Here is a 25433-nt window from a genome sequence, read left to right on the forward strand (position 1 = left end):
CTTTTGACAAAAATATCTAAATTATTTAATTATCTCCAAAACTTCACTGGCAATTTGCTCTGGCATCAAATGATCACGCTTATAAATAGATCCTTTTGGTTCGTTATCAGTGTATTCTTTCTTAGCACCGTAATTCTTAACCATCATCTTAGTTGGTCCGTAATAGCTTGCGACTTTTTGACCAAAACCACCATCAATACTATTATCTTCAAGAGTAACAACTAATTCGTGATCTTTTTGTAGGTCATCTAAAGTATCAGTATCAAGGTGAGCAGCAGATTTTGGATTAATTAAAGTGGCGTTGATATTGTCTTTCTTTAGTAAATCCACTACTTTTTCACCTAATTGATAAAAGTCGCCTAAACCAATAATTGCTACTTTAGAACCAGATTTAACATCATAGTGAATAGTTGAGTAATCTTCACTAACTACGTTGCCTTCAGGAAGTGGGTTAACTGGTGACTTAATTGCTACGGGATGCTTTCTTTGCTTAACTGCCCATTCGAGCATTGATTTTAATTCATTCAAGGTAGTAGGAGCCAAGTATTCCCAGTTAGGCCAATTTGCAACCATTGTATTGTCGAAAATACCTAAATGAGTTTTAGAAGCAGCAGTAATTCCACCACCAGCAACAATCATTACGACTGGTAAGTCATTAGCAGCAACATCGTGAGAAAGTTGATCATATGCACGTTGTAAGAAAGTAGAATTTTCAAATAAAACTGGCGTAATTCCTTCCTTAACAGCACCGGCAGCAAAGGCAACTGATTCTTGTTCAGCAATTCCAACATCCTTGTAGTTCTTTGGATAATTCTTTTTAATCTCACCTAAACCAAAGACGCCTGGAATAGCAGCATTAATTGCAAGAATATTTTCTTGGTTTTCAATATGTTTCTTTAATAAATCAAGAATTACAGTACTTGCATTTGGAGTTTTTGGTGCAGGAACAGTGGTTTTATCAGTCTTAAGGTCAAATGGAAGGACCCAGTGGTGACTAGCTTCATTTTCAACTGCTGGTTCATATCCCTTACCCTTGAGAGTATTAATGTGTAAAACGATTGGATGATCAATATCCTTAACTGCTTTGAAGGCATCGATCATAGATTTAATATCGTTTCCTTGACCAACATATTTATAGTCAAGCCCCATAGCTGTGAATGGATTGTCTTCAGCTTGACCGTTTGATTCACGTAATTTCTTTAAGGCAGTTACTACGCCACCAACGTTGTCATCAATAGACATTTGATTATCATTAACAACAATGATTAAGTTGTGCTTTTCATCAGCTGCATTATTGAAGCCCTCAAAAGCTAAACCACCAGTTAATGAACCATCCCCAATTAAAGCAGTAATATTTTCATGTTTGCCCATCATGTCACGTGCTCTAGCCATCCCTGTAGCTAAGGCAACAGAAGTAGATGTATGACCTACTGCGTAATAGTCATATGGACTTTCATCGGGATTTGAATAAGGAGTTACATCTTCATACTTATCTGGATCAAGCCAGGCATAAGCACGACCTGTTAACATCTTATGTGGATAAGTTTGGTGAGAAACGTCCCAAATAATCTTGTCCTTTGGTGCATCAAAAACATAATGATAAGCAATTGTAGCTTCGACAATTCCAAGGTCTGGTCCAAGGTGACCACCTTCTGCAGCATCTTTTTCTAGGATTAACGTTCTAATCTCACTAGCTAATTTTTCTAACTCTTTTAAATCTAATTTTTTAAGATCTTTTGGACTTTCAATCTTGTTCAGTAAAAATTCTGGATGTTTGTTCATGTTTTTTTCACCCCAACATTAATAAAAAAGCTTACTCATTTATTGTAGGTCAATGAGTAAGCTTTTACTAATATAAAGTTAGCATAGTGATCTATATATTTAATCTATACTTTCTTCTAATTCTTGAGAGGTTGCTTGTTTTTTAAGGGTCAAGAATAATGCAATAAAACTAAGGGCAAAAGCTGCGGAGTTAATTGCCCAGCCAAAGTTGTAAGAACCAGTTGTATCAAATAACAGACCATTTAAGTAAACAGAAGCAGACATTGCAAAAGCACCAGTCATGTTAATGACAGAAAGAATTGTACTGTAATCTTTAGCACCAAATTCTTCACGAATAAGGTAGGGAAGAGCAACTAAGCAAACACCTTGTCCTAATCCTAGAATGAAGGCAGATGCGATAAGAGGCAAACTAGTTTTAAAGAAAATCTCACCGCTCCAGCCTAGTAAACCAAATAAAGAGTAGATTAATAAGGTTAGACGAGTATTAAAACGGTCAAGCATAAAACCAATAGAGATTTTACCAGCTGCTGCCCCAAGCATTACACCGGATACTACTGCTGCTCCAATTGTTAAAGGCAGACCTTGACTAGTGATATGTCCTGAAATGTGCTGTACAGATCCAGAAACAAATTGTAAAGCTAGCATTGCGAAGGCTAGAGCATAGAAGACTGGTGTCTTTAAGGCAGCTTTTAGGCTAATACCAGTAGTTTCAAGAACTTTTTCTGGAATATTTTTAACTTTGCCATAAGCATGGTGTTTTTCGTTAGGTTTTTCTCGTAAAAATACTGCAGCGGGAACTAAAATACCGAGAATTAGTAAACCTTCACAAATAAAACCGCCTCGCCAGCCAAAGTTAGTAATAATATCACCAATTATTGGATTAAAGATTGTACCACCGAAGGCAGAAACGCCAAGTGCAATCCCCATAACTGTACCTAATTTTTCATTAAACCAATTCCCTAATAAGACAGGAATTGATAAGGTAATGGCAATTGGCTGACAAATTCCAATAATGATCCAAGCAATGTAAAAATGAGTCAAGCTTTGTGCTACAGACAAACTTAGCATTGAAAGACCAATTGTGGCAAAACAGAATGTTAAAAGCCAGCGTAAATTAAGCTTGGTCATAATTTTACCAGCAAATAAAAGAGTAATAGCTGCCGCTGCATTTTGCAGAGTGGTCATTAAAGCAACACTTGCTCGGCCAACATGGAAACTCTTACTAATTGGTTCAAAGAAGAGGCCGATTGTATTAACTATTAGACCGAAGCCAACTAATGAAATCAAGCATGAGACAATAAAGACCCACCATGCAAAAAAGTGTGAAGTATTTTGTTTTTTGTTCACTTCTTATCCTACTTTCTAGAGTATTTATCCAACCAAATATTATATCGAAAGTGAATGTTAGAGGAAAAGAAAAGAGCGTTCTTCTTAACGCTCTTTTAATATTGTCTTTTTAATAATCTACCTGTTAATTGTTCGATCAAAGCACGATTCTCATTATCTGGCCAATGTTTTTTTAGACTAGCTAGGGCTTTTTCGGTATATTGATCAGCTAACTTTTGTGCTCGTTCCACACCGCCGAGATGATTAACCAAATTTTCAATTTCATGTAATTGATCTTGGGTCAGATCTTTTCCCATTTTTACCAATTCGTGTAAATGATTATTATCATCGTTTTGCAAGGCGAAAATTAAAGGACCCGAATAGATTCCATCTTTAACATCAAGTAAGACCGGCTTTTTAAAAGTAGAGCTTGTAGTTTTGTAATCTAAAATATCATCTCTTAGTTGAAAAGCCTGTCCTAGGTATTCTCCAAACTGTTTAGCTTTTAAGGCTTTAGTTACTTTAATTCCACTTTCATAAGCACCAATAAAACATGCTAAGCCAAATAAAACGCCAGTTTTGCCCTTAATTTGGTTTAAATATTCTTTTTCAGAAATATTGATATTATAGGCATTGTTATATTGTTCAGTTTCGCCAACTAGGATATTTTGCATTGTTTTTCCGTCAGCAATTACGCTGTGTAAACTTTGAGCATTTTCGCTTAAAAGCGTTAATGAAAGGGCGAATAAATAGTCACCAGCATAAACGGCGATATGTTTGCCGTATTTAGTTTGAATAGATGGACGCCCATGTCGCATACTAGATTCATCAATAATATCATCATGAATTAAAGTGGCGTTATGAAGCGTCTCAATAGAAGTTGCTATTTTCTGGAGCTCGTCATGTTTTTGAGTAGCGTCAGGACCAAATGCACCAAAGAGCATTACACAAGCAGGGCGGAGCATTTTTCCAGGAACAGCAAAAGTATCTTCTAGTGCTTGTCCTAATAAACCGGGAACGCTATTAATGTGTTTTAAGATAATCTGATTAATCTCAATCATATCTTTTTGCACTTGAGGGAAACTATCCCAAAAAGTGAATTTATTTTTGATATTATTTCTTTTTTCTAGCATAGTATAGGTAATTAAAAGACTAAGTTATTAACTTGTCTTTTGTCTTTGATCCTTCCAGTCATTGAATATTGGTTATAAGAGTAGTCAAAGTGAATAAAAATAAAGTAAGTTGAAGCAATGGATGTTATTTTTCCGCAATATTTTTTAATTTGAATTATTAAGAACTAGAAGATGTAGATCTAAATAGATAATTATAAAAAATGCGATATATCAAGACTTACTATTCTTTATGATTATATAAAATATCTTTATTTTTAGTTAAATAAGATCTTATAATGTATAATTTTACACTATCTGGGATCATTATTTAAAAGTAGATATTGATTTTTTACAATATATATTTATCTTACACTTTACTTTTTAGATAGTAATTGCTAAAATAACGTTTTTTTGCTAAGATAAATGCAGTTTAGGAGTGGTTTTATGGCAGTAAAGAAAGCAGCTCTTGCATGTACTGAATGTGGCTCTCGCAATTATTCAATTGCAGCCAGCAAGAATAGAACGCAAAGACTTGAACTTAAGAAGTTTTGTAAGCACTGCGGCAAGCAGATTTTGCATAAGGAAACGAGGTAGGTAAGCGATGTTTAAATTTTTTAAGAGTGTTAATCAAACTATGGCAAAGGTATCATGGCCAACTTGGAAACAAAATAGACGTGATACCGGGGTCGTAGTAATTAGCTCAATTTTATTTGGTGCTTACCTTGGATTGCTAGATTTATTATTTAGCTACTTAACGCAATTGTTCTTATAGTGACAGTATATGTGTTATAATTGAATCAGCTAAAAAGCCTCCCTTGGAGGTTTTTTTATTTGCACTAAGGTATTATTTTAAGGAGTTTAAAGACAATGGTTGAAACCAGCGAAAAGAAATGGTACGTTTTACACACTTATTCTGGCTACGAAGAAAAAGTTAAGAAAGATTTACTTTCTAGAGCCCAATCAATGGGAATGCAAAACTATATCTTTCGAGTAATTGTTCCTGAAGAACAAAAGACTGAAACTGTTCGTGGTAAGAAACAAGAAGTCGATGAAAAGGTATTTCCTGGATACGTTTTGGTAGAAATGGTAATGACTGACGAAAGTTGGTACGTTGTTAGAAATACACCAAACGTTACTGGATTTGTTGGCAGTCACGGTGGTGGATCAAAGCCATCTCCTTTATATGATGAAGAAATCGAAAGAATTCTTAAGTCTCAAGGACAACCAGCTAAGGAGCAAAAAGCTGACTATGAAGTTGGTGAAACAGTAACTATTATCGATGGTGCATTTAGCGGCATGAGCGGTAAAATTACTGAAATTAATCCAGAAAAAGATAAACTTTATGTTTCAATTGATATGTTCGGCAGAGAAACAAATGCTGAACTTGACTATAACCAAGTAAAAGAATTTGATGAATAATAAAGTCTAATTAACTATTGTCAATTTGAGTAATTGCTGGTAGTATATTAGAGTATCTTTATTATTGTGGGAGGAGAAGAAGGAAAATTCTCCATTATAACCGCATCACGGAATCAAGGAGGTATTGACCGTGGCAAAGAAAGTTATTAACGTAGTTAAACTGCAAATTCCTGCTGGTGCAGCAACTCCTGCACCTCCAGTTGGTCCTGCATTGGGTCAAGCTGGAATCAACATTGTTGGTTTCACTAAGGACTTCAATGCACGTACTGCTGATCAAAAGGGTATGATTATCCCTGTAGTTATTACAGTATATGAAGATCGTTCATTCGAATTCATTACTAAGACTCCACCAGCAGCTGTTCTTTTAAAGAAGGCTGCTAAGGTTGACAAGGGTTCTGGTGAACCTAACACTAAGAAGGTTGCTAAGGTAACTAAGGACCAAGTTAAGGAAATTGCCGAAACCAAGATGAAAGATCTAAACGCTGCAGATGTTGAAGCTGCTATGCGCATGATTGAAGGTACTGCTAGAAGCATGGGCTTCACTGTAGAAGACTAGTGTTTTTAGGAACGTCGGATCGTTAATCAAAATTAACGAATCAAGGTGGGAGAGTTTGAGAAGACTCGTTTGACCACATTTTCAGGAGGATTTTTACATGGCAAAGCATGGAAAGAGATATTTAGAAGCAGCTAAAAAAGTTGATTCAACTAAATTTTATTCAGTAGATGAAGCTATGAAGTTAGCAAAAGAAACTTCATACGCAAACTTTGACGCAACTATCGAAGTTGCATATAACTTAAGCGTTGACCCAAAGCAAGCAGATCAACAAATTAGAGGTGCATTGGTACTTCCAAATGGTACTGGTAAATCTAAGAAGGTTGTTGTTTTTGCTGAAGGTCCACAAGCTGATCAAGCTAAAGAAGCAGGTGCTGACGAAGTTGGTTCTGACGATTTAGTAGAAAAAGTTCAAAACGGTTACTTAGACTTTGATGTAGTTATTGCTACTCCAATGATGATGGCTAAGGTTGGTCGTTTAGGTCGTATCTTAGGACCTAAGGGCTTAATGCCAAACCCTAAGACTGGTACTGTTACTATGGACGTTGCTAAAGCTGTTGAAAACCAAAAAGCAGGTCAAGTTGAATACCGTGTTGATAAGCAAGGTTTAATCCACGCACCAATCGGTAAGGCTTCATTTGACGCTGATAAGTTGGCACAAAACTTTGATGCATTACGTGACGTTATTCTTCGTGCACGTCCTGCATCAGCTAAGGGTCAATACATTAAGAGTGTTGCCGTTTCTGCAACCTTTGGCCCTGGTATCCACTTGGATCCATTGAACTTAGACTAATTAATAGTTACTTAATTAAGCCAAAAGACTTCACATTTGTGAAGTCTTTTTTTGTACTAAGGTTGAAAGTACAATTAGATTTTAGTTAGAATTAAACAATACGCTATTTTTAGAACAGGAGGTGAAGGAAGTGCTAAATTATATTTTTAGTATTTTACCTTCATTGTTTTCCGGTGCTTGGTTAACTATCGAAATCTTTTTTTGGACGACTGTAGTTTCTATTCCATTAGGTTTGTTAGTCGCTTTTGGCTTACATTCAAATTTAAAACTGGTTAAGGCTATTTTGAAATTCTATGTATGGATTATTCGTGGTACGCCGCTTTTACTCCAATTAATTTTTATTTTTTATGGCTTACCAACTGTCGGAATAGTTTTTCCAAGATATGAGGCTGCTTTAGTTGCTTTTATTATTAATTACGCCGCATATTTTGCTGAGATTTTTCGTGGGGGTTTACAAGCCGTTCCTGTTGGACAATTTGAAGCTGCGCAAGTGCTTGGGTTAAGTCGCTGGCAGACTATTAATCGAATTGTTCGACCACAAGTTGTTAAAATCGTTCTTCCCTCAATCGGAAATGAATTAATTAATTTGGTCAAGGATTCTAGTTTAGTTTATGTAATTGGCTTAGGCGATTTACTTCGTGCTGGAAATGTGGCAACGGCGCGTGATGTATCTTTAGTTCCACTTGTCTTAGTAGGATGTGTATATTTGGCAATGACTGCTGTTTTAACAGCTTTATTACGAGTAGTGGAGAAGAAGAGCAATGTCTGGAAATAAAGTTTTAGAGCTTAAGAAGATAAGCAAGAGCTTTGGTACAAGAAAAATTATTGATAAATTAGATCTCTCACTTGATCAAGGCGATATCCTAAGTATCATTGGGCCATCAGGCGCAGGTAAGACAACATTATTACGTTTAATTGCGGGCCTTGAAAGTGCAGATAGTGGAAAATTTATCCATAATGGAAAAGAATTTGATCCAACTGATCGTAATAATCATTTGGTAGGGATGGTTTTTCAAGATTATAATCTTTTTCCTAATCTTTCGGTAATGGATAATATTACCTTAGCTCCAATTATGGTGAATAAGATGAGTAAATCTGATGCTGAAAAAGCTGCAGAGCCTGTTTTAAAGCAACTAGACTTAGAAAAGTTTAAGAATTTGTATCCTTACCAATTGTCAGGTGGACAAAAGCAACGTGTAGCAATTGCTAGAGCATTGCAAATGAAGCCAGAAATTTTGTGTTATGATGAACCAACTTCAGCTTTAGATCCTGAATTGGTAGGAAAAGTAAAAGAAATTTTCTTAAAGCTTAAACAAACTGGAATGACGCAGGTTGTTATTACGCATGATCATCAATTTGGGAAAGCTGTCGCTGATAAAATCTTAAAAGTTGAGCCAATAGAAAAATGATGAAAAAAATAATAAAAGTTTTAGGCTTACTGATGATTGTTATTACAGCCTTGGGATTATATGGTTGCCAAAGACAGGAAAGCTCTTGGCAAAAAATTAAAGAGCGTGGAACCTTAGTAATTGGTGTGGATGATAGTTTTGTGCCGATGGATTTTAGACAAAAAAATGGTAAGTTAGTTGGCTTTGATGTCGACTTAGCAACAGCTGTTTGCAAGAAAATTGGTTTAAAACCTGATTTTCAAACTATCGATTGGTCAATGAAAGAAACCGAATTGCGTAATGGAACAATTGATGTTATTTGGAATGGTTATACCAAAACGAAGGCTCGAGCAAAAAAAGTAGCATTTTCACGACCTTATCTTGAAAATGACCAAATTTTAGTTACGCGTAAGAAAGATAAGATAGATAATTATCGTCAAATGAAGGGAAAAGTCCTTGGCGTTCAAACTGGGTCTTCTGGAGCAGACGATTTAGATAATTATCCTAATGTTCTAAAAAAGCGGGTTAAAAGCACAGTTTTATATGATACTTATAATAATGCCTTCATTGATTTGAAAGCCGGTAGAATCACCGGTTTATTGATTGATGGAGTGTATGCCAATTACTACCTAGCTCATAGTAAGTATCAAAAAGAATTTAAGAAAGAAAAACTACCATATCCGAGCGAAAAGTTTTCAGTAGGAATAAATAAGAAAGACAAGATTTTAAAAGATAAGATTAATCAAGCTCTTGAGCATCTAGAAAAGACAGGGGAGTTAGAGAAAATACGACAAAAATGGTTTAATTAAAAAAAGCTATTGACGACTTATCTAATTTAAGGTAATATATTGTACAGTAAATTCTACCTAAGACTCGGGTGGCTAACGTGCCTTAATATCCCGCCGAGGCCAGAAAAACTAAGAGTTTTACAACTCCATGTCTTTTTGGCGTGGAGTTTTTATTTCGGCTGATAGAATTTATCTTAAAGTAAATTTGGAGGTGAATTCGTTGAGTAAAGCAATCATTGCTAAAAAAGAAAAGCTTGTTGATGACTTTGCAGCAGAACTTAAGGAAGCTAAAGCTATCTTAGTAATTGACTACTTAGGTTTAACTGTTGAAGAAGTAACTAACTTACGTAAGGATTTACGTGATTCTAACGTTAAGATGAAAGTTATCAAGAATACTTACTTAAAGCGTGCTGCTGAAAAGGCTGGTATCGAAGGTTTAGACGATACTTTTGTTGGTCCTACTGCTGTTGTTTACACTGCTGATGCAGATGACATTACTGAACCAGCTCGTATTGTTTCTAAATACGAAGATGATATCGACGCATTATCAATTAAAGGTGGTATGCTCGAAGGTAAGGTTGCCAGCCAAGAAGAAATCAAGAAACTTGCAGCTATTCCAGGTCGCGAAGGTTTACTTTCAATGCTTGTATCTGTATTACAAGCTCCAGTTCGCAACTTTGCATATGCTGTTAAGGCTGTCGCTGATTCAAAAGACGAATAATTATAGTAAATTTACACATATCTAATTTCGGAGGAAACTTATAATGGCTTTAGATACTGAAAAGATTATTGAAGATTTAAAAGGTGCTTCAATCCTTGAATTAAACGACTTAGTAAAGGCTATTGAAGACGAATTTGGTGTTTCAGCTGCTGCTCCAGTTGCTGCTGCAGGTGCTGCAGGCGCAGGTGCAGAAAAGACTGAATTTGACGTTGAATTGACTGATGTTGGTCAAGAAAAAGTTAAGGTTATCAAGGTTGTTCGTGACATCACTGGTCTTGGCCTTAAGGATTCTAAGGACCTTGTTGATGGTGCTCCTAAGAACGTTAAGGAAGGCGTTTCTGAAGACGAAGCTAACGACATCAAAGCTAAGCTTGAAGAAGTTGGCGCAACTGTTACTGTTAAGTAATAAGGTCTTAACTGAACACACTATTAAAAATGAGGACTCTATTTTACGGAGTCCTCATTTTTGTTTACAATAAAATTATGCTTAAGAAAAATTTTTATAAATGGTTTAAGGCTGCTTTAGCTATCGTTTCAATTGTACTGATCGTTCTAGACTTTGCAGCCATAATTGATATTAATGGTACTAATAGTAAGTGGTTTTGGCTTAACAACATTATTTTAATTATTTTAGCAATTGATTATTTTTATAGGCTATATCTTGCTAAAGATAGGCGGGCTTTTTTTAGAAATAATATTTTTGAATTAGTGGCAATTATTCCGGTCGGAATTGCTTTTAACTGGATGAAATTTGCGCAATTGGGAGATATTGGTCTATATTTTAGACTTTTGCGTTTAATTCGCCTGGCCGGACTAGTGGGGATGCTGAAAGATATTTTGCACACTCATGGCATTTTATACGTAATATACTTTAGTATTGCATTTTTAATGTTAGGATCAGTTGCAATATCAATTACTGAACACGTTTCACTTGATCAAGCCTTTTGGTGGGCGATTACCACTGCAAGTACGGTTGGTTATGGTGACATTTCACGGCATACAATTTCTCCACAATCTTTGTTGGGAAAACTAGTGATTCTAGCAATGATCTTGATTGGAGTAGGAGTAATGGGAATTGTTACTAGTTCTCTTACTGCCTACTTGATGAGGAGAAATGAAGGAAAAGTCAGTATTAAAGATAAAGATGCAGAATTAACCTTAATTTTAGATAAATTAGACCGGCTAGAGCAACAAAATAAGCTTCTTGCTCAGCAAAACCAAAATTTACAAGAACAAATTCAAGAATTAAAAGATAGTCATACACCTAGCGAATGGAACAAGTTTAAGGATTGGATCGAAAAAAGAAAAGATAAAAATTAAAGCGTAAATTCAAAAAAAGATGAATTTACGCTTTTTTACATGGTTAAATAAAAATGTAAAATGATCATGAATAAAAGATAGCAGCCCGCGATGATAATAATAACCCACCCAGCAGTCAGCCAAAATCTAGCCCAAGTTTGACTGTTAGTTGAAAGAACACGGCCAAAGACAGCTTGATTGCCTTTTATTCTGAATCCCATCCATAGACAGAAAATTCCGACAATAATTGCTAAAATAAATATAGGAATAGAAACTAACATTCTATCTCTTCCTTTCTGTAATCATTCTAATTATAAAGCTTTGTAGAAAAAAGCAAAGTAGAATTGATAAACTATAAGATAGAAATTGAAGAAGCGAGAATAATTATGACAAAAAAGAATCAAATGTATTTTGCGGCTAATCCGGATGCTAAACATGATGAACATTTAGTTGATTATCATATTGACGATATTGATTTGAAATTTACAACTGATGCAGGCGTATTTTCAAAGCTAAGAATTGACTATGGTTCTGGTGTATTAATCAAAACCATGAAAGACTTAACCTTTCCAAAAGCTGGGATTTTAGACGTTGGAACAGGGTATGGTCCAATGGGCTTATTTGCAGCTAAATTTTGGCCAGAGCAAGAAGTTGATATGGTCGACGTAAATGAACGAGCTCTTGATTTAGCTAGGAGAAATGCAAAGTTTAATCAAATTAACAATGTTAATATCTACCAATCAGATATTTATGAACAAGTGGATAAAAAGTATGGGCTAGTGATTACTAATCCACCAATTCGGGCTGGAAAGAAAGTAGTTGACCAAATTTTATCTGAAGCTAAAGAGCACTTAGTGGAAAATGGAATTTTGCTAGTTGTCATTCAGAAAAAACAAGGGGCACCAAGTGCAAAGAAACTAATGACAAAAGTATACGGAAACTGTGAAATTTTAGCTCGGGATAAAGGATATTACATTTTAATGAGCGAAAATAATTAAAAAGATAACGATAATGGTTTATAATGAAAGCGAATACAAAGTAGAGAAGATAATGCTTTGAAAGAAGTGAATCATTATGAAGCTATTGATTAATATTATTTTAGTCTTAATTGTTTTGGCTGGGTTTGGTGGAATGATTTATTTATCAGTTAATGGTAATAGATTCCTTGGTGCAGCTGGTTTGGCTATGCTTTATTTTGTCGGATCAATTGGCTATTTTGTTAACTGCTATACGATTAAAAAACGTGGCCGAATTTAATAGAAGAGATCCAAAAGATCTTTTTTATTTTTACTTTTTATACTATACATGAATATGTTTAATGATGAACTTCTTTACGTTAGCAGTTAATTTAACTGGCTTTTTCGATTACAATAATAATGATTAATAAGAATTATAGGAAAGATATTGAATAAAATATATGTTTGAAAAAAGCGATAAGGAAGAATACATGCAGCTAGCTTTTGCACAGGCAAAAAAAGCTGAAGAGCAGGGAGAAGTACCGATTGGTGCAATTGTTGTGGATAAAGATGGAAATGTAATTGGCGAAGGCTACAACAGACGCGAGCTTGATGAGGATGCAACCCAGCATGCAGAAATGATTGCGATTAGAGAGGCCTGCAAAAATCTGGGTTCTTGGCGTTTAGTTGATTGCAGCTTGTTTATTACCCTTGAACCATGTCCGATGTGCAGCGGTGCAATTATTAATTCACGGCTAGCTGAAGTTTATTATGGCGCTTTTGATCCTAAGGCCGGAGCTGCTGGAAGTGTAATTGATTTATTCAAAGTAGAAAAATTTAATCACCACCCTCAAGTTTTTGGAGGCTTATTTAAGGATCAAGCAGCGCAAATGTTAAAAGATTTTTTCCGCGAAATTAGGCGTAAACAAAAGCAAGATAAATAGTGGAAAAAATAGTTAAAATACTGTATTATAGTTTGTGGGCAATGTCCGACCTCCAAATTGTGTCAGGACCGGAAGGTAGCAGCACTAAGGTTGCTTGGGCATGTGCCTTTTTTTGAGAAAATAAACAGCTCTTAGCTCGTTTGAGCTAGGAGTTTTTTTGATAAAGGAAGTGCAAAATGGCTTATCAAGCGCTATATCGTAAATGGCGTCCTAGAACTTTTGATGGGGTTGTAGGCCAAACAGCGATTACTGATACATTAAAAAATGCAATCAAGCGTGGCAAGATATCACATGCTTTTTTGTTTGCGGGACCACGTGGTACTGGTAAAACATCATGTGCAAAGATTTTTGCAAAGGCCTTAAATTGTACTAATTTGCAAGATGGTGAGCCATGTAATGAGTGTGAAAACTGTCTTGCGGCAGATCGAGGGACGATGAATGATATTATCGAAATCGATGCAGCATCAAACAATGGTGTTGATGAAATTCGTGATATCCGCGATAAGGTAAAATATGCTCCCACACAGGGGAAATATAAAGTTTATATTATCGACGAAGTTCATATGCTTTCGATGGGTGCCTTTAATGCCTTACTTAAGACACTAGAAGAGCCACCTGAGCATGTAGTATTTATCTTAGCTACAACTGAACTTCAAAAAGTCCCAGCAACTATTATTTCAAGAACTCAGCGCTATAATTTTAAACGGATTGATCAACATGATTTAATTGCTCGCATGACTTATATTCTTGGTCAAGAAAAAATTGGCTTTGAAGAAAAGGCACTTGAGGTAATTGCTCAAGTAGCTGATGGTGGAATGCGGGACAGTTTAAGTATCTTGGATCAAATTTTATCCTATGATCAGGATAAGGTTAAGTATGACGATGCCTTAAAAATTACTGGTTATGCTGCTCAAGAAAAGATTGAGCAAGTCTTATTAGACTTACTTAAGGGCGAAACGTCAGAAGCATTCGAAATAGTTCATAATTTACTTCAAGATGGGGCATCAACTAAGAATATCTTAGATGAACTAATTAGCTTAACTGTTAAAGGGATGCTGGTTATTAAGAGCAATCAAGAGGCAACTTTTTTAACTAAAGATTATGCAGCAGAATTAGCTAAGATCCCAGAAGAAAAATTTTATAATTTAGTTCAAGCAGCCAATACTGCTTTAAACGATTTGCGCTACACTAATCAGCAACAAATTCCGCTTGATGTGTTTGTGGTTCAAGTCACGCAAGGGGTAGGCGGAAATGCACCAGTAGAACAAGGTGATTCAGTTTCTTCAACTGTCGTTCAAAAGTTAAAAAATGAAATTGATAATTTAAGTAAACAAGTTGCTGAACTAAAAAATAGACCAGTTCAAGTAACTAATAGAAGTAGCTCTGACTTTTCTGGGACTATTAAGACAGAAACTAATTCTCGTCCTAAACAAGTTGCTGCTCAAACAGTTAATACTGATCAAAAACCTAAGAGAAGAAAGGCCAGTGCAAATAATCAAGCAGCACAGGAAAATAATCGCCGTCAAGTCTACCATGTACTTGAAAATGCGACGAAAGAGGACTTAAATACAGTCAAAGATATTTGGCCAGATTTATTGTCTACTTTGAAGGTATCTCAAAGAGCCGTCATGGAAGTTTTGAATCCTGTAGCTGCAAGTCATGAACAAATTGTTTTAAAATGTAAATATGAATTATGGTTTGAACGGGCAAATCAAGATGGAGATTTAATTTCTCAGCTTGAAGCTGAAATTGCCAAGTTAACGAAGCATAATTATAGTATTGTTTTAGTTGCAGATTCTTCATGGCTAAAAGTACGGCATGATTTTGTAGCAAGTCATAAGGAAGAATTACTTGCTAAGAAATTTCAAAAAATAGAAAAATCTGAACAAGAAACAAATGAAAATCAGGTAGATCCTCAAGCTAAAAAGGAAGTTATCGATAAAGCAAAAGAACTTTTTGGTGATCTAGCACAAGTTAAAGATTAAGGAGAGAAAAAATGAGTAGAAGACCTAATTTTGGTGGTATGGGTATGGGCAACATGCAAGGCTTAATTAAGCAAGCTAAAAAGATGCAACAACAAATGGAAGCTGAACAAGCAAATTTAGCTACTCAAGAATTTGTTGGCAAGTCTGCTGATGATATGGTAGTAGCAACTTTTAGTGGTGACCGTCAATTGAAAGACTTAAAGATTGATAAGGAAGCAATTGATCCAGATGATCCAGATATGCTTCAAGATTTAGTTATTGATGCTGTTAATAAAGGAATTAAGGCAGTCGATGATGCTACTCAAGCATCAATGGGAAAATACACTAAAGGTTTGATGTAATTATGCAATATCCATTACCAATTGCACGTTTAATTGATAATTATATGAAGTTGCCTGGTATTGGTGAAAAAACAGCAACGCGGTTAGCTTTTTACACAATGGACATGCCTGAAGATGATGTGGAAGACTTTTCCAAGTCATTAATGCAGGTAAAAGAAAATCTTCACTCTTGTTCTATTTGTGGAAATATTACCGAGAGCGATCCATGTGAAATTTGCCGAGATGCAAATCGTGATCGTTCAACAATTATGGTGGTAGAGCAGCCAAAAGATGTAATGGCTTTTGAAGAAATGGGTGAATATAACGGTTTATACCATGTTTTACATGGTGTTCTGTCCCCAATGGATGGTGTTGGCCCAGAAGAAATTAATATTAAGAGCCTAATTACTAGACTGCAAAAGCAAGATGAAGTTAAAGAAGTTATTTTGGCTTTAAATTCTAGTCCAGAAGGTGAAGCAACTGCAATGTACTTAGCTAAGCTAATCAAACCAGCCGGCTTGAAAGTGACGCGCCTAGCTGCAGGGTTAGCTGTAGGTAGCGATATTGAATATGCAAACTCAATTACTTTGAAGCGCGCTGTTCAAGGGAGAACAGATCTATGATTGGAAAAAGGCATAAAGTTAAAAAAGCAGGCGATGAGCGACTATTAAAAGTAGTTGCTCAATTGCAGAGACAACTTGCAGAACAAAAAGTTTTTGATCAGACAACAATTGATTATTCATTTGATAATCGTGTTTTAAATAAAATTCTACATGCGAAATTTATTTTTTTGTATGAAGAAGCAAGAAGAAGAAACACTAAATCTAGTAGCTCATCAAGCGTGATTACTAGATAATGTAGTCCACCAGTGGTGGACTTTTTTTGTGGAAAAATAAATAATCTGAAAAAAACAAGTCTGTCTTTCTTTTTTCTTTTACAGTACAATGCCAATTGGGGGTAGACATGAAAGGATATTTAATTACATTTGAAGGCCCAGATGGGGCAGGAAAAACCACAGTTATCAACGAGCTTATCAAGCAGTTGCCAAAAGAAATACAGAAAAAGACGATTATTACACGTGAACCTGGTGGATCAAAGATTTCTGAAAATATTAGAACAATTATTTTAGATCCAGCAAATAAGGAAATGGATGATCGAACTGAAGCTCTTCTTTATGCAGCTCAAAGAAGTCAGCATGTTAGTGAAGTTATTCGCCCAGCTTTGGCAGCTGGAAAAATTGTCTTGTCAGATAGATTTATTGATAGTTCTTTAGCTTATCAAGGTGTTGGACGTAATTTGGGTATTGAAGCTGTAAAGCAAATTAATGATTTTGGAACTGGCGGACTTGAACCAGATTTAACGATCTTTTTAGACTTAGATCCTGCAACTGGCTTGGCTAGAATTGAAAAGGAACGAGCAGGGCAAGAAGATCGACTTGAACAAGAAAAATTAGCTTTCCACAAAAAAGTTTATGCCGGATATACAGACTTGTTAAAACGATATCCTGATAGAATTAAAAAGGTGGATGCTAATTTGCCAATCGAGGAAGTTGCGGCTAATAGTGTTAAAATAATAAGAAAGCAATTACCTGATATTTTTATGTAAGGATTTGGTAAGAATGAAACTCGTTTTAGCAATTGTACAAGATAAAGACGCGGATGCATTGGCAAGAGAATTTATTCAAAATAATGTGCGTGCAACAAAATTAGCTACAAGCGGCGGCTTTTTAAAGGCAGGAAATACAACTTTTATTGTTGGGATTGAAGATGACCGAGTAAATGAAGTATTAGAAATTATCAAAAAGAGTTCCCACACTAGAGAACAGTATGTTTCTAATATGAATATGGATGCAGCGGGAACTTCAATGCTAGGTAAGCCTGTCCAAGTTACTGTAGGCGGAGCAACGGTCTTTGTATTACCAGTTGAGGAATTTAAGCACTTTTAATGATTGATTTAAAAAATATAGGTCAAAAGCAGACTGATCTTTTAAGGGATGCATATTTAAATAAAAAAGTTGCCCACAGTTATTTGTTTGTCGATCCAATGCAAAAAAAAGGACTTAATACAGCTTATTGGCTGGCATGTCTTTTTAATTGTACAGGAGAAAATAAGCCTGATGGGACGTGCAATAATTGTCAAAGAATTTTAGATGGCAATCATCCTGATGTCTTTTTAGTAAAACTAGAAGGAAAACAGACGCTTTCAATTGATCAAATTCGTCCTTTGAAAGAAGAATTGGCAAAAAGTCCTGTTGAAGGCAAGCGACGTTTTTTTATCATTGAAAATGCTGAAAAGCTAACTTTAGCTGCAAGTAATGCTTTGCTTAACTTATTAGAAGAGCCGGTAGCACCTGTAGTTACGATTTTGATAACCAATAATGAAAATCAAATCTTGCCAACAGTTAAGTCTAGAACGCAGATTCTTAATTTCTCTGATGAAAAAATTGATAGTAAGAGAGCGCAGTTGCTTGAATATGGCTTAACTGATGAAGAAATTGATGATCTAGGCGATACGGCTAAGCTTGAAGAAGAAAGTAAGTATTTGTTCCAAGAGTTATTAGAGCAGAATGATTTAGCACTGGTACGCGTGAGCCAGATTAGCAGTCTTGCTACAAAGCCAGCAAGTCAAAAATTTGTTTTTTATCAACTTAAGACTTTAGCGATGAAGAGTCTAGCAGCTGGTAAAAAGTTAAGGAAAAGTGCATTCTTATTGGAGTTGTTGATGACTGCTGATAAGATGCGAGCTAGTAATGTTAGTTTCCACAATACGTTAGATTATTTAGTATTGAGTTTTGAACGGTAGGTGTTTTTGAGTGGATCCATTTTCACAATTGTCACAATTACAGCAAAATCTTCAGGCAATGACAAAAACTGTTGCCGGTCTGGAAAATGACATGCTTGAAGTATTGAAAGAAAATACAGAATTAAAGGTTGAAAATCAACTATTAAGAGAAAAAATTAGTAAATTAGACGCCAACAAAGAACCAGCAGAAAGTAAATCCCAAGCTGGTCTAAAATCACTACGTAATATTTACGATTCTGGCTATCATATTTGCAACATGTATTATGGCTCTCACCGTGAATCTGGTGAAGATTGCATGTTTTGCTTAGATATTTTAGATAATTTCGTAAATCACGGACAAAAAAATAGGGGATAAAAGATGCAAGCGCAAAGTAGTTTTAATGAAAAGGATAAGGGACGGCTTTACCTTGTCCCTACACCAATTGGTAATTTAGAAGATATTACTTTAAGAGCGAAGAGGATTCTAACTGAAGCTGATTATATTGCTGCTGAAGATACTAGAACCAGCGGAATCTTACTTGAAAAAATTGGCGTTCATAATAGGATGATTTCTTTTCATAAGTATAATTCTAAAGAACGTGCGCCAGAATTAATTAAATTGCTTAAAGAAGGGAATACGATTGCCGAAATTTCTGATGCTGGGATGCCAGTTATTTCCGATCCTGGTTATATTCTGGTCCAAGAATGTATCAAAAATGATATCCCGGTTGTTTCGCTTCCAGGACCTTCAGCTTTTGCGACAGCTTTAATTGCATCTGGCTTTGATGCTCAACCATTTACCTATTATGGCTTTTTACCGCGTAAGAGTAGTGAGCAAAAAGTATATTTTGAGATGATGAATCAGGCACGTGCGACTTCAATTTTCTATGAAGCCCCTCATCGTTTAAAGAAGACTTTAAAGACCTTGGCTGAGGTAATTAAACCAGATAGAAAAATTGTGTTAGCTCGTGAACTAACGAAGATTCATGAGGAATATTTAAGAGGTACAATTAGTGAAATTAATGAATACTTCACTAAGAATGATCCTCGAGGCGAGTTCGTAGTTTTGGTTTCACCAAATGATGAGAAAGAAAAGCAACTTTCTTGGGATGAGCTAATCAAGCAAGTGGCTGATCGAGTTGAAGCTGGCGAAAGTAAAAAGGATGCTATTAAGTTAGTCGCTAAGGCTAATAAAGTATCAAAGAATGAGCTCTATGATAAATATCATCAAAATTAATTGCGTGGTGATCGCTAATGGAAAAGATTTTTAAAGAAGAACATCAGGTTACTTATGGCGACTGTGATGAAACGGGGAAAATTCAGCTTCCTAAATTAATTGAACATTTTATGAAAGTTTCAAATGATCAATTAACTCAAGGCAATGCTGGGATTCATGATTTATTAAAACAAAACTTAGGCTGGGTGGTAGTTGAATATCATCTTGATCTTGAGCGTCTTCCTGAAGCTGGTGAAAAAATTACCGTTACAACAAACGGTAGCGGTTATAATCGCTTTTTTGAATATAGAGATTTTGGTATAATAGACTCTACTAACAAAAAGATAGTAGATGTCAAAAGCCAATGGGTGATTTTAGATCTAAAAAATCGAAAAATTACTGAAGCAGATAGTCAAATGATGGAAAAGTTTGGAAATCCATACTTGAAACATATGCCACGTTTTAAGAGATTACGTCCTTTGAAGGATTATGAATCGAGTAAGACATATGCGGTTCGTTACTATGATTTAGATACAAATCATCATTTAACTAATAGTGTTTATTTTGATTGGATGATTGATACTTTACCAAGAGAATTTTTGAATTCTCATACTGCTAAAAGTGTCGATATTTCATTTAAAAAAGAAGTACAATATGGCGATCAGGCCGTATCTGAGCTTACGCTTGATCAAGATACGCTTACGTCGTATCATTTGATTTCTAATCAAGGTGAAATTTCTGCTTTGGCTGAAATTAGTTGGAGAGAAAATTAAGAGCATGACTTATTAGTACAGTCGTGCTTTTTTGGAAGGTAGGGATGCCAATGAAGACGGGAATAAAGAAAATAGATTTGCAAGGTTTAGTTACTTTGGCATTATTTGTAGCGATGGATATTGTATTAGAAAAAATTTCTTTTGGTCCTTCAACTGTAAAAGTAGGATTGGGATTTATTGGAAGTGCGCTTTTAGGATATTATTTCGGCCCACTTTGGGGTGGAATCGGCGCATTAATTAGTGATTTATTGCGGTCAGCTATTTTTGGAGTTGAGGGAGGTTTCTTCCCTGGCTTTACTCTGTCAGCTATTGTTGGCGTGGTAATCTATGCCTTATTTTTATACCAAAAGCCAATTAAATGGTGGCGCGTTATTGCAGCGACTTTATTAGTCACTTTAGTAGTTAATGTATTAATGAATACTTATTGGCTTCACCTACTATATGGCCTAGACTTACGAGCAGCCTTCTTACAAAGAATTCTCAAGGAATTAATTACGCCATGGATTCAAATTGTCGTACTTTACGTGATTTTAAATGCTTTTCAACGTGTTAAAATAAGAAGGTAATTTCGATAGTATTAAGGATAGAGTTTAAATGAAGATATTAAGTATCACGACTGCAACCAATCATTTGAGTGTAGCTTTGAATGATGGGGATAAAATTGTTGAAAAAAATGAAGAGGATCATCGCAACCATAGCGAGCATTTAGATCCTTTGATTACTGAATTACTAAAAGAAAATAATCTTACCTTAAAAGATATTGATCGTTTTGCAGTGGCAGAAGGGCCAGGTTCTTATACGGGATTGAGAATTGGAATTACAACTGCTAAGATGTTTGCTTCTATTTTAAATAAAGATTTAGTCGGAGTATCAACTTTGGCTGCTTTAGCTAATGGAGTAAATGACGGAGTGATTGTAAGTGAGTTAGATGCTCGTAACAAGAATTTCTTTGCTGGGGTTTATCGAAAAGTAAATGGTAAGCTAGAGAACTTAGTTCCAGATGGTCATTATCATTTAGACAATTTAATTAATAAGATTAAAGAATTGGGTCTGCCTGAAGAAGTTGTCTTTGTCGGCAGTCCAATTGATAAATATCAAGATGAGATTGAAGACTTGTTAGGGTCAGACAACTTTAAGCAAGCTGCAGGCGATAATCAAATTCATGCTGGGGAAATTGGTAAGTTAGCACTTAATAAGGAAGCAATTGATCCTGATAAGATGGTGCCAAAATACTTGAGACGTACGCAAGCTGAAATTGATTGGCATAATAAGACTGGAAAGGCATTTGGTCCAGATAGCGACTATGTTGAAGAAGTTTAGTTTATTTTTTCATCCAGCAGAAATTGACTTGAGTTTTTCGCCTTTTGCTTTGAGACTTGATAATCAAACTTATCAAATTATGAAGGCGAGTGATGAAAATATTGCTGACTTGTTGGGCTTAGAGCAAGAAGTTTATTTTGGCAGAACCCCATGGAGTCGATTTTCTTTTAAGAGCGAATTGAAAAAGCATGCCAATTCTTTGTATCTTGTGGTTTATCAGGGTTCAACCTTGGTAGGCTTCGTCGGGATGAGAATGCAGGCACAAGAAGGACATATTACTAATATTGCTGTTAAGCCTGCTTTTAAAAAAAGAGGAATTGGTGGATTTTTGCTCAGGACAATGATTGAAATTGCTCAAAGAAATCATGCTGTTCAGATGACCTTAGAGGTGCGAAGCGATAATTACAATGCGCAGAGCTTGTATCGTAAGATTGGATTTAGGGATAATTTTATTCGGAAGAATTATTATTCGGCTGAACATGCGGACGCCGTAAGCATGATTAAAAAGATAGCAGATAGAGAACAGGAAGAAGTAAATTGACAAAAAAAGATATTCGAATTTTAGCATTTGAAAGCTCATGTGATGAAACTTCTACCGCCGTAATTAAAAATGGGCGCGAAATTGAAAGCTTAATTGTAGCTACTCAAATAAAAAGCCACCAACGTTTTGGCGGGGTAGTGCCAGAAGTTGCAAGTCGTCACCATATTGAAGTGATTACTCAAATTACTAAGGAAGCTTTAGCTGAAGCAAACGCTACTTGGGATGATATTGATGCAATTGCCGTTACCTATGGACCAGGTCTAGTTGGAGCTTTGTTAATTGGGGTTAGTGCCGCAAAAGCAGCTTCAATGGCAACTGGGATTCCATTGATTGGCGTTGACCACATTATGGGCCACATTATGGCTGCACAATTAAAGGATGAAATTGAATATCCAGCACTTGCCTTGCAAGTATCTGGTGGTCATACTGAAATTGTCTTGATGAAAGATCCGATCCACTTTGAAATTGTGGGTGATACAAGAGATGATGCAGCTGGTGAAGCTTATGACAAGATTGGTCGTGTTTTAGGAGTTAATTATCCAGCTGGTAAGACAATTGATGAATGGGCACATAAGGGTAAGGATACTTTCCACTTCCCACGTGCAATGATGGAAGATGATGACTATGATTTTTCATTCTCAGGATTAAAGAGTGCCTTTATCAACACTTGCCACCATGCAGATCAAATTCATGAAAAGCTTGATAAGTATGATTTAGCTGCTAGTTTTCAGGCTTCAGTTGTTGATGTGTTGAGCCACAAGACAATTAGAGCGATCAAAGAATATAAGCCGAAGACATTTATCTTAGGCGGCGGTGTCGCCGCGAACCACGGCTTACGCGATAGATTAGCAGAAGGGATTGAAAAGTTACCTGCTGATATTAAGCCAAAGGTGATTTTACCGGACTTGAAACTTTGCGGAGATAATGCGGCAATGATTGGTGCTGCTGCATATAACTTGTACAAGGCTGGTAAGTTTAGCGATGAGAATTTGAATGCAGATCCATCACTTGAGTTGCCATATGCAGAGAGCATGTTGAAATAGAAAAATAGTTATGAAAAGAGTCGAACAGAGATGTTTGGCTCTTTTTTGGTAGAATGTTTTTATTTTCTAGTTTTAAATAACTGACACATTAACATTTCATTAAAAACAAGCAATTTCTCCGTTGCTTGTTTTTTCTTATCACTAACATGTTTCCGCAAGTCCTTATTCTGCCGTTTTATAACAATTGTTGCTATAATAAATACGAAAGATAAATAGTCTTGAGGAGGAATTATTATGAAAGATGAAGTTCAATCTCCACAAGAAGAAACTCCTAACACTTATTGGCGTTGGTTAGTAGAATCATGGCGCTATCCTTTAGGCCACAATCCTGCAGAGAAGTGGTATGGAGTTGTTACCTTATTAGGTGAAGATATTGTATTATTCATTGGTTTAGCTGTTGCAGGTAATTACATTGCCAACCTGTTTGACATGCCATTAGTGCATCATGGATCTGGTGCAACTTTCTGGGCAATAGTAATTTTATTTGTTGTTCAGATTATTACAATTCTTTGTTCCATGGTTGGTCACTTATTCGTGTTTGGTAACACAGGTGGCTTTTGGCAGTATGTCAATAAGGTTGCACAAGTAACTAACTGGAACTTCTGGATTGCAATTTGTGCATTCTTTTTCTTAATTTTGAGCTTAAGCTCAGGCTTGCTCGGATTTGGAGAAGGTTTAGTTTGGATTTTCTACGCACTATTTGCATTGGGATCATTTCTTTTAGTTGTCTGCCCAGATCCAGGAACCGAAAAGATGATTCACGACCCATTCTGGGGAGCAGTTATTTACTTAGTAATGGTAGCTGTAGTTTATGCCATTATTTGGGGCATAGCATTAAGTATTTTAATTAACTTGTAGAAAGTTATTATTTCTATATAAAAAGGTGTTGATCATCTTCGCTTATTGTGTTGAATGATCGACACCTTTTGTTTTGAAAATATTTATGAATTATTCTTCTGCATGTTTAACTTTAGGCAAGTTAGATAGCTTGTGATAATTCATCTGAATTCTTAGAGCTGCGTAAATTGGTTTTCCACCTAAGAGATCTAACACAAAGTAAGCGATAAAAGTGGTGATCAGCATTGGAAAAATCTGTTCAACTGAACCTACCATTTCTGTTAAAAGCGTCAGCGCAGTGAAAGGAGCCTTTTCAATAGTACCAAAGTAAGCACACATCGAAGTGACAATAATAATGCCATAGCAGCGCTTTGGCGCAATATTGAAGTGAATCATAAGCACGGCAAAAACAACGCCGAGAAGGGCTCCTAAGACTAGAATTGGCATGAAGATACCACCAGGAACAGATGCCCCATAAGAAATCATTGAAAAAATAAACCGAACAACGAACCAAACAAGTGGTAATAGTATCAGACTTAAGGATCCAGTTTGAATACTTTTCATGAAAGTTGGGTCAAATAGACTTGAAATAAAGTCGTGTGAGCCGCCAAGTAGGTTAGCATTCCATAAACCAATTGGAATTACGAGCAGAAGCGGAATAACACTATGATAAATTGCTGGAATTTTGGTGATCTTTGCATAGACTGGTTTAAGGCTTAAGAGGCAGTATTGATAAAGGTAGGCGAGTAAGCCTAAGACTACACCAATAATTGCTACAAACCAATAAGAAGTAAGTGGCAATGACTTGTCTAAAGGAAGGTAAAGACAAGGCTGCGTGCCAAAGAAGCAAAGCGTCATTAAGTCAGATGACATGGCAGCAGCTAAGGCAGTCAGGACTTCTTTGGGAATGAAGTTAAAGGTTATTTCTTCTACTAGGAAGAAGACACCAGCTAGCGGTGCGGAAAATGCGGCGCTTAATCCAGCAGCTATTCCGCATCCCTGGAGTCTTTTAAGGTCATCTGGATCAGCATGGAAGAGATTTTCACCAAAGGCCTGACCAACCATTGCGCCCATTTGAATACAAGGACCTTCTCGTCCTAAGAATAGACCGGGACAAATAGCTAGCAAGCCACCAACAAACTTGCGCCAGAGAATGCTCCACCAGTTCATTTTATTTTCGTTAAGCATCACAGCTTCAACTTGCGGCACACCGGAACCAGTAATATTACTTAGAACGGGTTTAATAATCTTTCCCAGAATTAGAACGATTGACAAAGTTGCAATGATGTAAGGAATTAGGTAGATCGGTTTTTGCCGCATTAGGGGATAGATAAAGAATAAGAACTTCATTGTGTGGTCGATAATCCACCTAAAGGTACCGACAATTAATCCAGTTATGATTCCGATGATAATTCCCTGTAAGAAGATAAAGAAGAAGTTTGATGTAAACGGCTTAGCTAAGACTTGCTTGGCAGTTTTAATCAATTTTTTCGCCAGCTTTCTAAAAAGTACTTGCTTAATTTAGTTTACATCAAT

34 protein-coding genes, 1 other RNA gene and 1 other annotated feature are annotated in these 25433 nt (G+C 35.9%); of the genes, 30 read left to right on the forward strand and 5 right to left on the reverse strand.

Translation table 11 applies throughout. The annotated features are described in order from the left end of the window. Positions 1 to 21: 21 nt before the first annotated feature. From F3I00_RS01855 to F3I00_RS01865, 3 genes are all read right to left on the reverse strand, one after another. A complete protein-coding gene (locus F3I00_RS01855; protein WP_020807812.1) occupies positions 22 to 1782 on the reverse strand; it encodes a 1-deoxy-D-xylulose-5-phosphate synthase in 1761 nt (586 codons plus the stop codon). 99 nt (positions 1783 to 1881) lie between these two features. Beyond that, positions 1882 to 3129 carry an MFS transporter gene (locus F3I00_RS01860; protein ID WP_020807811.1) on the reverse strand — a complete coding sequence of 416 codons (1248 nt, stop codon included), beginning with the start codon at positions 3127 to 3129 and terminating at the stop codon, positions 1882 to 1884. Between the two features lie 95 nt (positions 3130 to 3224). Beyond that, entirely contained in the window at positions 3225 to 4241 is a 1017-nt protein-coding gene (locus F3I00_RS01865) for a polyprenyl synthetase family protein (protein WP_024273016.1), read from the reverse strand. A gap of 423 nt (positions 4242 to 4664) precedes the next feature. Between F3I00_RS01865 and rpmG the strand changes: the two genes are divergently transcribed. From rpmG to F3I00_RS01920, 11 genes are all read left to right on the forward strand, one after another. Beyond that, positions 4665 to 4814, forward strand: coding sequence for a 50S ribosomal protein L33 (rpmG, locus tag F3I00_RS01870; protein ID WP_020807809.1), 150 nt, complete (start codon positions 4665 to 4667; stop codon positions 4812 to 4814). Positions 4815 to 4821: 7 nt separating this feature from the next. Next, a complete protein-coding gene (gene secE, locus F3I00_RS01875; RefSeq protein WP_003647777.1) occupies positions 4822 to 4992 on the forward strand; it encodes a preprotein translocase subunit SecE in 171 nt (56 codons plus the stop codon). 95 nt (positions 4993 to 5087) lie between these two features. Next, positions 5088 to 5639 (forward strand): transcription termination/antitermination protein NusG, encoded by a 552-nt coding sequence (gene nusG / locus F3I00_RS01880; RefSeq protein WP_003649415.1) that lies wholly within the window; start codon positions 5088 to 5090, stop codon positions 5637 to 5639. A gap of 130 nt (positions 5640 to 5769) precedes the next feature. Continuing rightward, the gene (gene rplK, locus F3I00_RS01885) at positions 5770 to 6195 is read left to right on the forward strand and encodes a 50S ribosomal protein L11 (RefSeq protein WP_003651949.1); all 426 of its coding nucleotides are present in this window, start codon (positions 5770 to 5772) and stop codon (positions 6193 to 6195) included. Positions 6196 to 6292: 97 nt separating this feature from the next. After that, on the forward strand, positions 6293 to 6985 hold the full coding sequence (rplA, locus tag F3I00_RS01890; protein WP_003647774.1) for a 50S ribosomal protein L1: 693 nt from the start codon (positions 6293 to 6295) through the stop codon (positions 6983 to 6985). A 130-nt stretch (positions 6986 to 7115) separates the two neighbouring features. Beyond that, the gene (locus F3I00_RS01895; RefSeq protein WP_020807807.1) at positions 7116 to 7760 is read left to right on the forward strand and encodes an amino acid ABC transporter permease; all 645 of its coding nucleotides are present in this window, start codon (positions 7116 to 7118) and stop codon (positions 7758 to 7760) included. After that, positions 7747 to 8394: an amino acid ABC transporter ATP-binding protein gene (locus tag F3I00_RS01900; RefSeq protein ID WP_020807806.1), complete on the forward strand. Its 648-nt coding sequence runs from the start codon at positions 7747 to 7749 to the stop codon at positions 8392 to 8394. The genes F3I00_RS01895 and F3I00_RS01900 overlap by 14 nt, the downstream gene beginning before the upstream one ends. Further along, on the forward strand, positions 8391 to 9182 hold the full coding sequence (locus tag F3I00_RS01905) for an amino acid ABC transporter substrate-binding protein (RefSeq protein ID WP_024273017.1): 792 nt from the start codon (positions 8391 to 8393) through the stop codon (positions 9180 to 9182). The genes F3I00_RS01900 and F3I00_RS01905 overlap by 4 nt, the downstream gene beginning before the upstream one ends. A gap of 38 nt (positions 9183 to 9220) precedes the next feature. Continuing rightward, positions 9221 to 9344, forward strand: a sequence feature (ribosomal protein L10 leader region). Positions 9345 to 9381: 37 nt separating this feature from the next. Beyond that, positions 9382 to 9882 carry a 50S ribosomal protein L10 gene (gene rplJ / locus F3I00_RS01910; protein ID WP_003647770.1) on the forward strand — a complete coding sequence of 167 codons (501 nt, stop codon included), beginning with the start codon at positions 9382 to 9384 and terminating at the stop codon, positions 9880 to 9882. A 43-nt stretch (positions 9883 to 9925) separates the two neighbouring features. Beyond that, a complete protein-coding gene (gene rplL, locus F3I00_RS01915; RefSeq protein ID WP_003647769.1) occupies positions 9926 to 10288 on the forward strand; it encodes a 50S ribosomal protein L7/L12 in 363 nt (120 codons plus the stop codon). Between the two features lie 77 nt (positions 10289 to 10365). Beyond that, positions 10366 to 11202 (forward strand): ion channel, encoded by an 837-nt coding sequence (locus F3I00_RS01920; RefSeq protein ID WP_020807804.1) that lies wholly within the window; start codon positions 10366 to 10368, stop codon positions 11200 to 11202. A 35-nt stretch (positions 11203 to 11237) separates the two neighbouring features. Here F3I00_RS01920 and F3I00_RS01925 read toward each other — a convergent pair whose 3' ends face one another. Continuing rightward, entirely contained in the window at positions 11238 to 11462 is a 225-nt protein-coding gene (locus F3I00_RS01925) for a hypothetical protein (protein WP_003649409.1), read from the reverse strand. 105 nt (positions 11463 to 11567) lie between these two features. Between F3I00_RS01925 and F3I00_RS01930 the strand changes: the two genes are divergently transcribed. From F3I00_RS01930 to F3I00_RS02020, 19 genes are all read left to right on the forward strand, one after another. Further along, complete coding sequence (locus F3I00_RS01930) at positions 11568 to 12179, forward strand: class I SAM-dependent methyltransferase (protein ID WP_020807803.1); 612 nt, start codon at positions 11568 to 11570, stop codon at positions 12177 to 12179. Between the two features lie 76 nt (positions 12180 to 12255). Continuing rightward, on the forward strand, positions 12256 to 12438 hold the full coding sequence (locus tag F3I00_RS01935) for a hypothetical protein (RefSeq protein ID WP_003647765.1): 183 nt from the start codon (positions 12256 to 12258) through the stop codon (positions 12436 to 12438). Positions 12439 to 12598: 160 nt separating this feature from the next. Further along, positions 12599 to 13081, forward strand: a complete 483-nt coding sequence (gene tadA, locus F3I00_RS01940; RefSeq protein WP_020807802.1) for a tRNA adenosine(34) deaminase TadA — start codon at positions 12599 to 12601, stop codon at positions 13079 to 13081. A 33-nt stretch (positions 13082 to 13114) separates the two neighbouring features. After that, positions 13115 to 13195, forward strand: an RNA gene (gene ffs, locus F3I00_RS01945) — signal recognition particle sRNA small type. Positions 13196 to 13257: 62 nt separating this feature from the next. Beyond that, a complete protein-coding gene (gene dnaX, locus F3I00_RS01950; protein ID WP_020807801.1) occupies positions 13258 to 15066 on the forward strand; it encodes a DNA polymerase III subunit gamma/tau in 1809 nt (602 codons plus the stop codon). A gap of 11 nt (positions 15067 to 15077) precedes the next feature. Next, complete coding sequence (locus F3I00_RS01955) at positions 15078 to 15407, forward strand: YbaB/EbfC family nucleoid-associated protein (protein WP_003647760.1); 330 nt, start codon at positions 15078 to 15080, stop codon at positions 15405 to 15407. Positions 15408 to 15409: 2 nt separating this feature from the next. Then, positions 15410 to 16009 (forward strand): recombination mediator RecR, encoded by a 600-nt coding sequence (gene recR, locus F3I00_RS01960; RefSeq protein WP_003649405.1) that lies wholly within the window; start codon positions 15410 to 15412, stop codon positions 16007 to 16009. Next, on the forward strand, positions 16006 to 16242 hold the full coding sequence (locus F3I00_RS01965; RefSeq protein ID WP_003647758.1) for a YaaL family protein: 237 nt from the start codon (positions 16006 to 16008) through the stop codon (positions 16240 to 16242). Before recR ends, F3I00_RS01965 begins: the two co-directional genes overlap by 4 nt. A 107-nt stretch (positions 16243 to 16349) precedes the next feature. Continuing rightward, positions 16350 to 16991 carry a dTMP kinase gene (gene tmk, locus F3I00_RS01970; RefSeq protein ID WP_020807800.1) on the forward strand — a complete coding sequence of 214 codons (642 nt, stop codon included), beginning with the start codon at positions 16350 to 16352 and terminating at the stop codon, positions 16989 to 16991. Positions 16992 to 17004: 13 nt separating this feature from the next. Further along, positions 17005 to 17331, forward strand: a complete 327-nt coding sequence (locus tag F3I00_RS01975) for a cyclic-di-AMP receptor (protein ID WP_003649403.1) — start codon at positions 17005 to 17007, stop codon at positions 17329 to 17331. Next, positions 17331 to 18188, forward strand: a complete 858-nt coding sequence (locus F3I00_RS01980) for a DNA polymerase III subunit (RefSeq protein ID WP_020807799.1) — start codon at positions 17331 to 17333, stop codon at positions 18186 to 18188. The genes F3I00_RS01975 and F3I00_RS01980 overlap by 1 nt, the downstream gene beginning before the upstream one ends. A 10-nt stretch (positions 18189 to 18198) precedes the next feature. Beyond that, entirely contained in the window at positions 18199 to 18543 is a 345-nt protein-coding gene (gene yabA / locus F3I00_RS01985) for a DNA replication initiation control protein YabA (RefSeq protein ID WP_003649401.1), read from the forward strand. Between the two features lie 3 nt (positions 18544 to 18546). Then, entirely contained in the window at positions 18547 to 19404 is an 858-nt protein-coding gene (rsmI, locus tag F3I00_RS01990) for a 16S rRNA (cytidine(1402)-2'-O)-methyltransferase (RefSeq protein ID WP_003651995.1), read from the forward strand. Between the two features lie 17 nt (positions 19405 to 19421). Beyond that, complete coding sequence (locus F3I00_RS01995; protein WP_020807798.1) at positions 19422 to 20156, forward strand: acyl-[acyl-carrier-protein] thioesterase; 735 nt, start codon at positions 19422 to 19424, stop codon at positions 20154 to 20156. 50 nt (positions 20157 to 20206) lie between these two features. Beyond that, positions 20207 to 20722: a folate family ECF transporter S component gene (locus F3I00_RS02000; RefSeq protein ID WP_024273019.1), complete on the forward strand. Its 516-nt coding sequence runs from the start codon at positions 20207 to 20209 to the stop codon at positions 20720 to 20722. A gap of 28 nt (positions 20723 to 20750) precedes the next feature. Beyond that, a complete protein-coding gene (gene tsaB, locus F3I00_RS02005; RefSeq protein WP_159310965.1) occupies positions 20751 to 21476 on the forward strand; it encodes a tRNA (adenosine(37)-N6)-threonylcarbamoyltransferase complex dimerization subunit type 1 TsaB in 726 nt (241 codons plus the stop codon). Further along, a complete protein-coding gene (rimI, locus tag F3I00_RS02010) occupies positions 21460 to 22017 on the forward strand; it encodes a ribosomal protein S18-alanine N-acetyltransferase (RefSeq protein ID WP_065169729.1) in 558 nt (185 codons plus the stop codon). The genes tsaB and rimI overlap by 17 nt, the downstream gene beginning before the upstream one ends. Beyond that, positions 22014 to 23060, forward strand: coding sequence for a tRNA (adenosine(37)-N6)-threonylcarbamoyltransferase complex transferase subunit TsaD (tsaD, locus tag F3I00_RS02015; RefSeq protein ID WP_020807794.1), 1047 nt, complete (start codon positions 22014 to 22016; stop codon positions 23058 to 23060). Before rimI ends, tsaD begins: the two co-directional genes overlap by 4 nt. A 234-nt stretch (positions 23061 to 23294) precedes the next feature. After that, the gene (locus F3I00_RS02020) at positions 23295 to 23918 is read left to right on the forward strand and encodes a hypothetical protein (protein ID WP_020807793.1); all 624 of its coding nucleotides are present in this window, start codon (positions 23295 to 23297) and stop codon (positions 23916 to 23918) included. Between the two features lie 90 nt (positions 23919 to 24008). Here F3I00_RS02020 and F3I00_RS02025 read toward each other — a convergent pair whose 3' ends face one another. Then, entirely contained in the window at positions 24009 to 25382 is a 1374-nt protein-coding gene (locus F3I00_RS02025) for a ClC family H(+)/Cl(-) exchange transporter (protein ID WP_020807792.1), read from the reverse strand. Between the last annotated feature and the right edge of the window lie 51 nt (positions 25383 to 25433).

The sequence above is a fragment of the Lactobacillus sp. JM1 genome (assembly GCF_009834385.1).
GTDB lineage: Bacteria > Bacillota > Bacilli > Lactobacillales > Lactobacillaceae > Lactobacillus > Lactobacillus paragasseri.

Bases quoted from the DNA above. Each gene is read 5' to 3' on its own strand.
- rplA (WP_003647774.1), top strand. From the start codon at position 6,293: ATGGCAAAGCATGGAAAGAGATATTTAGAAGCAGCTAAAAAAGTTGAT.
- nusG (WP_003649415.1), top strand. From the start codon at position 5,088: ATGGTTGAAACCAGCGAAAAGAAATGGTACGTTTTACACACTTATTCT.
- recR (WP_003649405.1), top strand. From the start codon at position 15,410: ATGCAATATCCATTACCAATTGCACGTTTAATTGATAATTATATGAAG.
- F3I00_RS01955 (WP_003647760.1), top strand. From the start codon at position 15,078: ATGAGTAGAAGACCTAATTTTGGTGGTATGGGTATGGGCAACATGCAA.
- F3I00_RS01900 (WP_020807806.1), top strand. From the start codon at position 7,747: ATGTCTGGAAATAAAGTTTTAGAGCTTAAGAAGATAAGCAAGAGCTTT.
- F3I00_RS01995 (WP_020807798.1), top strand. From the start codon at position 19,422: ATGGAAAAGATTTTTAAAGAAGAACATCAGGTTACTTATGGCGACTGT.
- rplL (WP_003647769.1), top strand. From the start codon at position 9,926: ATGGCTTTAGATACTGAAAAGATTATTGAAGATTTAAAAGGTGCTTCA.
- F3I00_RS01980 (WP_020807799.1), top strand. From the start codon at position 17,331: ATGATTGATTTAAAAAATATAGGTCAAAAGCAGACTGATCTTTTAAGG.
- F3I00_RS01965 (WP_003647758.1), top strand. From the start codon at position 16,006: ATGATTGGAAAAAGGCATAAAGTTAAAAAAGCAGGCGATGAGCGACTA.
- secE (WP_003647777.1), top strand. From the start codon at position 4,822: ATGTTTAAATTTTTTAAGAGTGTTAATCAAACTATGGCAAAGGTATCA.
- F3I00_RS01930 (WP_020807803.1), top strand. From the start codon at position 11,568: ATGACAAAAAAGAATCAAATGTATTTTGCGGCTAATCCGGATGCTAAA.
- F3I00_RS01905 (WP_024273017.1), top strand. From the start codon at position 8,391: ATGATGAAAAAAATAATAAAAGTTTTAGGCTTACTGATGATTGTTATT.
- rsmI (WP_003651995.1), top strand. From the start codon at position 18,547: ATGCAAGCGCAAAGTAGTTTTAATGAAAAGGATAAGGGACGGCTTTAC.
- F3I00_RS01925 (WP_003649409.1), bottom strand. From the start codon at position 11,462: ATGTTAGTTTCTATTCCTATATTTATTTTAGCAATTATTGTCGGAATT.
- tmk (WP_020807800.1), top strand. From the start codon at position 16,350: ATGAAAGGATATTTAATTACATTTGAAGGCCCAGATGGGGCAGGAAAA.
- F3I00_RS01865 (WP_024273016.1), bottom strand. From the start codon at position 4,241: ATGCTAGAAAAAAGAAATAATATCAAAAATAAATTCACTTTTTGGGAT.
- dnaX (WP_020807801.1), top strand. From the start codon at position 13,258: ATGGCTTATCAAGCGCTATATCGTAAATGGCGTCCTAGAACTTTTGAT.
- F3I00_RS02000 (WP_024273019.1), top strand. From the start codon at position 20,207: ATGAAGACGGGAATAAAGAAAATAGATTTGCAAGGTTTAGTTACTTTG.
- tsaB (WP_159310965.1), top strand. From the start codon at position 20,751: ATGAAGATATTAAGTATCACGACTGCAACCAATCATTTGAGTGTAGCT.
- tadA (WP_020807802.1), top strand. From the start codon at position 12,599: ATGTTTGAAAAAAGCGATAAGGAAGAATACATGCAGCTAGCTTTTGCA.
- rpmG (WP_020807809.1), top strand. From the start codon at position 4,665: ATGGCAGTAAAGAAAGCAGCTCTTGCATGTACTGAATGTGGCTCTCGC.
- rimI (WP_065169729.1), top strand. From the start codon at position 21,460: ATGTTGAAGAAGTTTAGTTTATTTTTTCATCCAGCAGAAATTGACTTG.
- F3I00_RS01920 (WP_020807804.1), top strand. From the start codon at position 10,366: ATGCTTAAGAAAAATTTTTATAAATGGTTTAAGGCTGCTTTAGCTATC.
- F3I00_RS02020 (WP_020807793.1), top strand. From the start codon at position 23,295: ATGAAAGATGAAGTTCAATCTCCACAAGAAGAAACTCCTAACACTTAT.
- F3I00_RS01855 (WP_020807812.1), bottom strand. From the start codon at position 1,782: ATGAACAAACATCCAGAATTTTTACTGAACAAGATTGAAAGTCCAAAA.
- F3I00_RS01975 (WP_003649403.1), top strand. From the start codon at position 17,005: ATGAAACTCGTTTTAGCAATTGTACAAGATAAAGACGCGGATGCATTG.
- F3I00_RS01935 (WP_003647765.1), top strand. From the start codon at position 12,256: ATGAAGCTATTGATTAATATTATTTTAGTCTTAATTGTTTTGGCTGGG.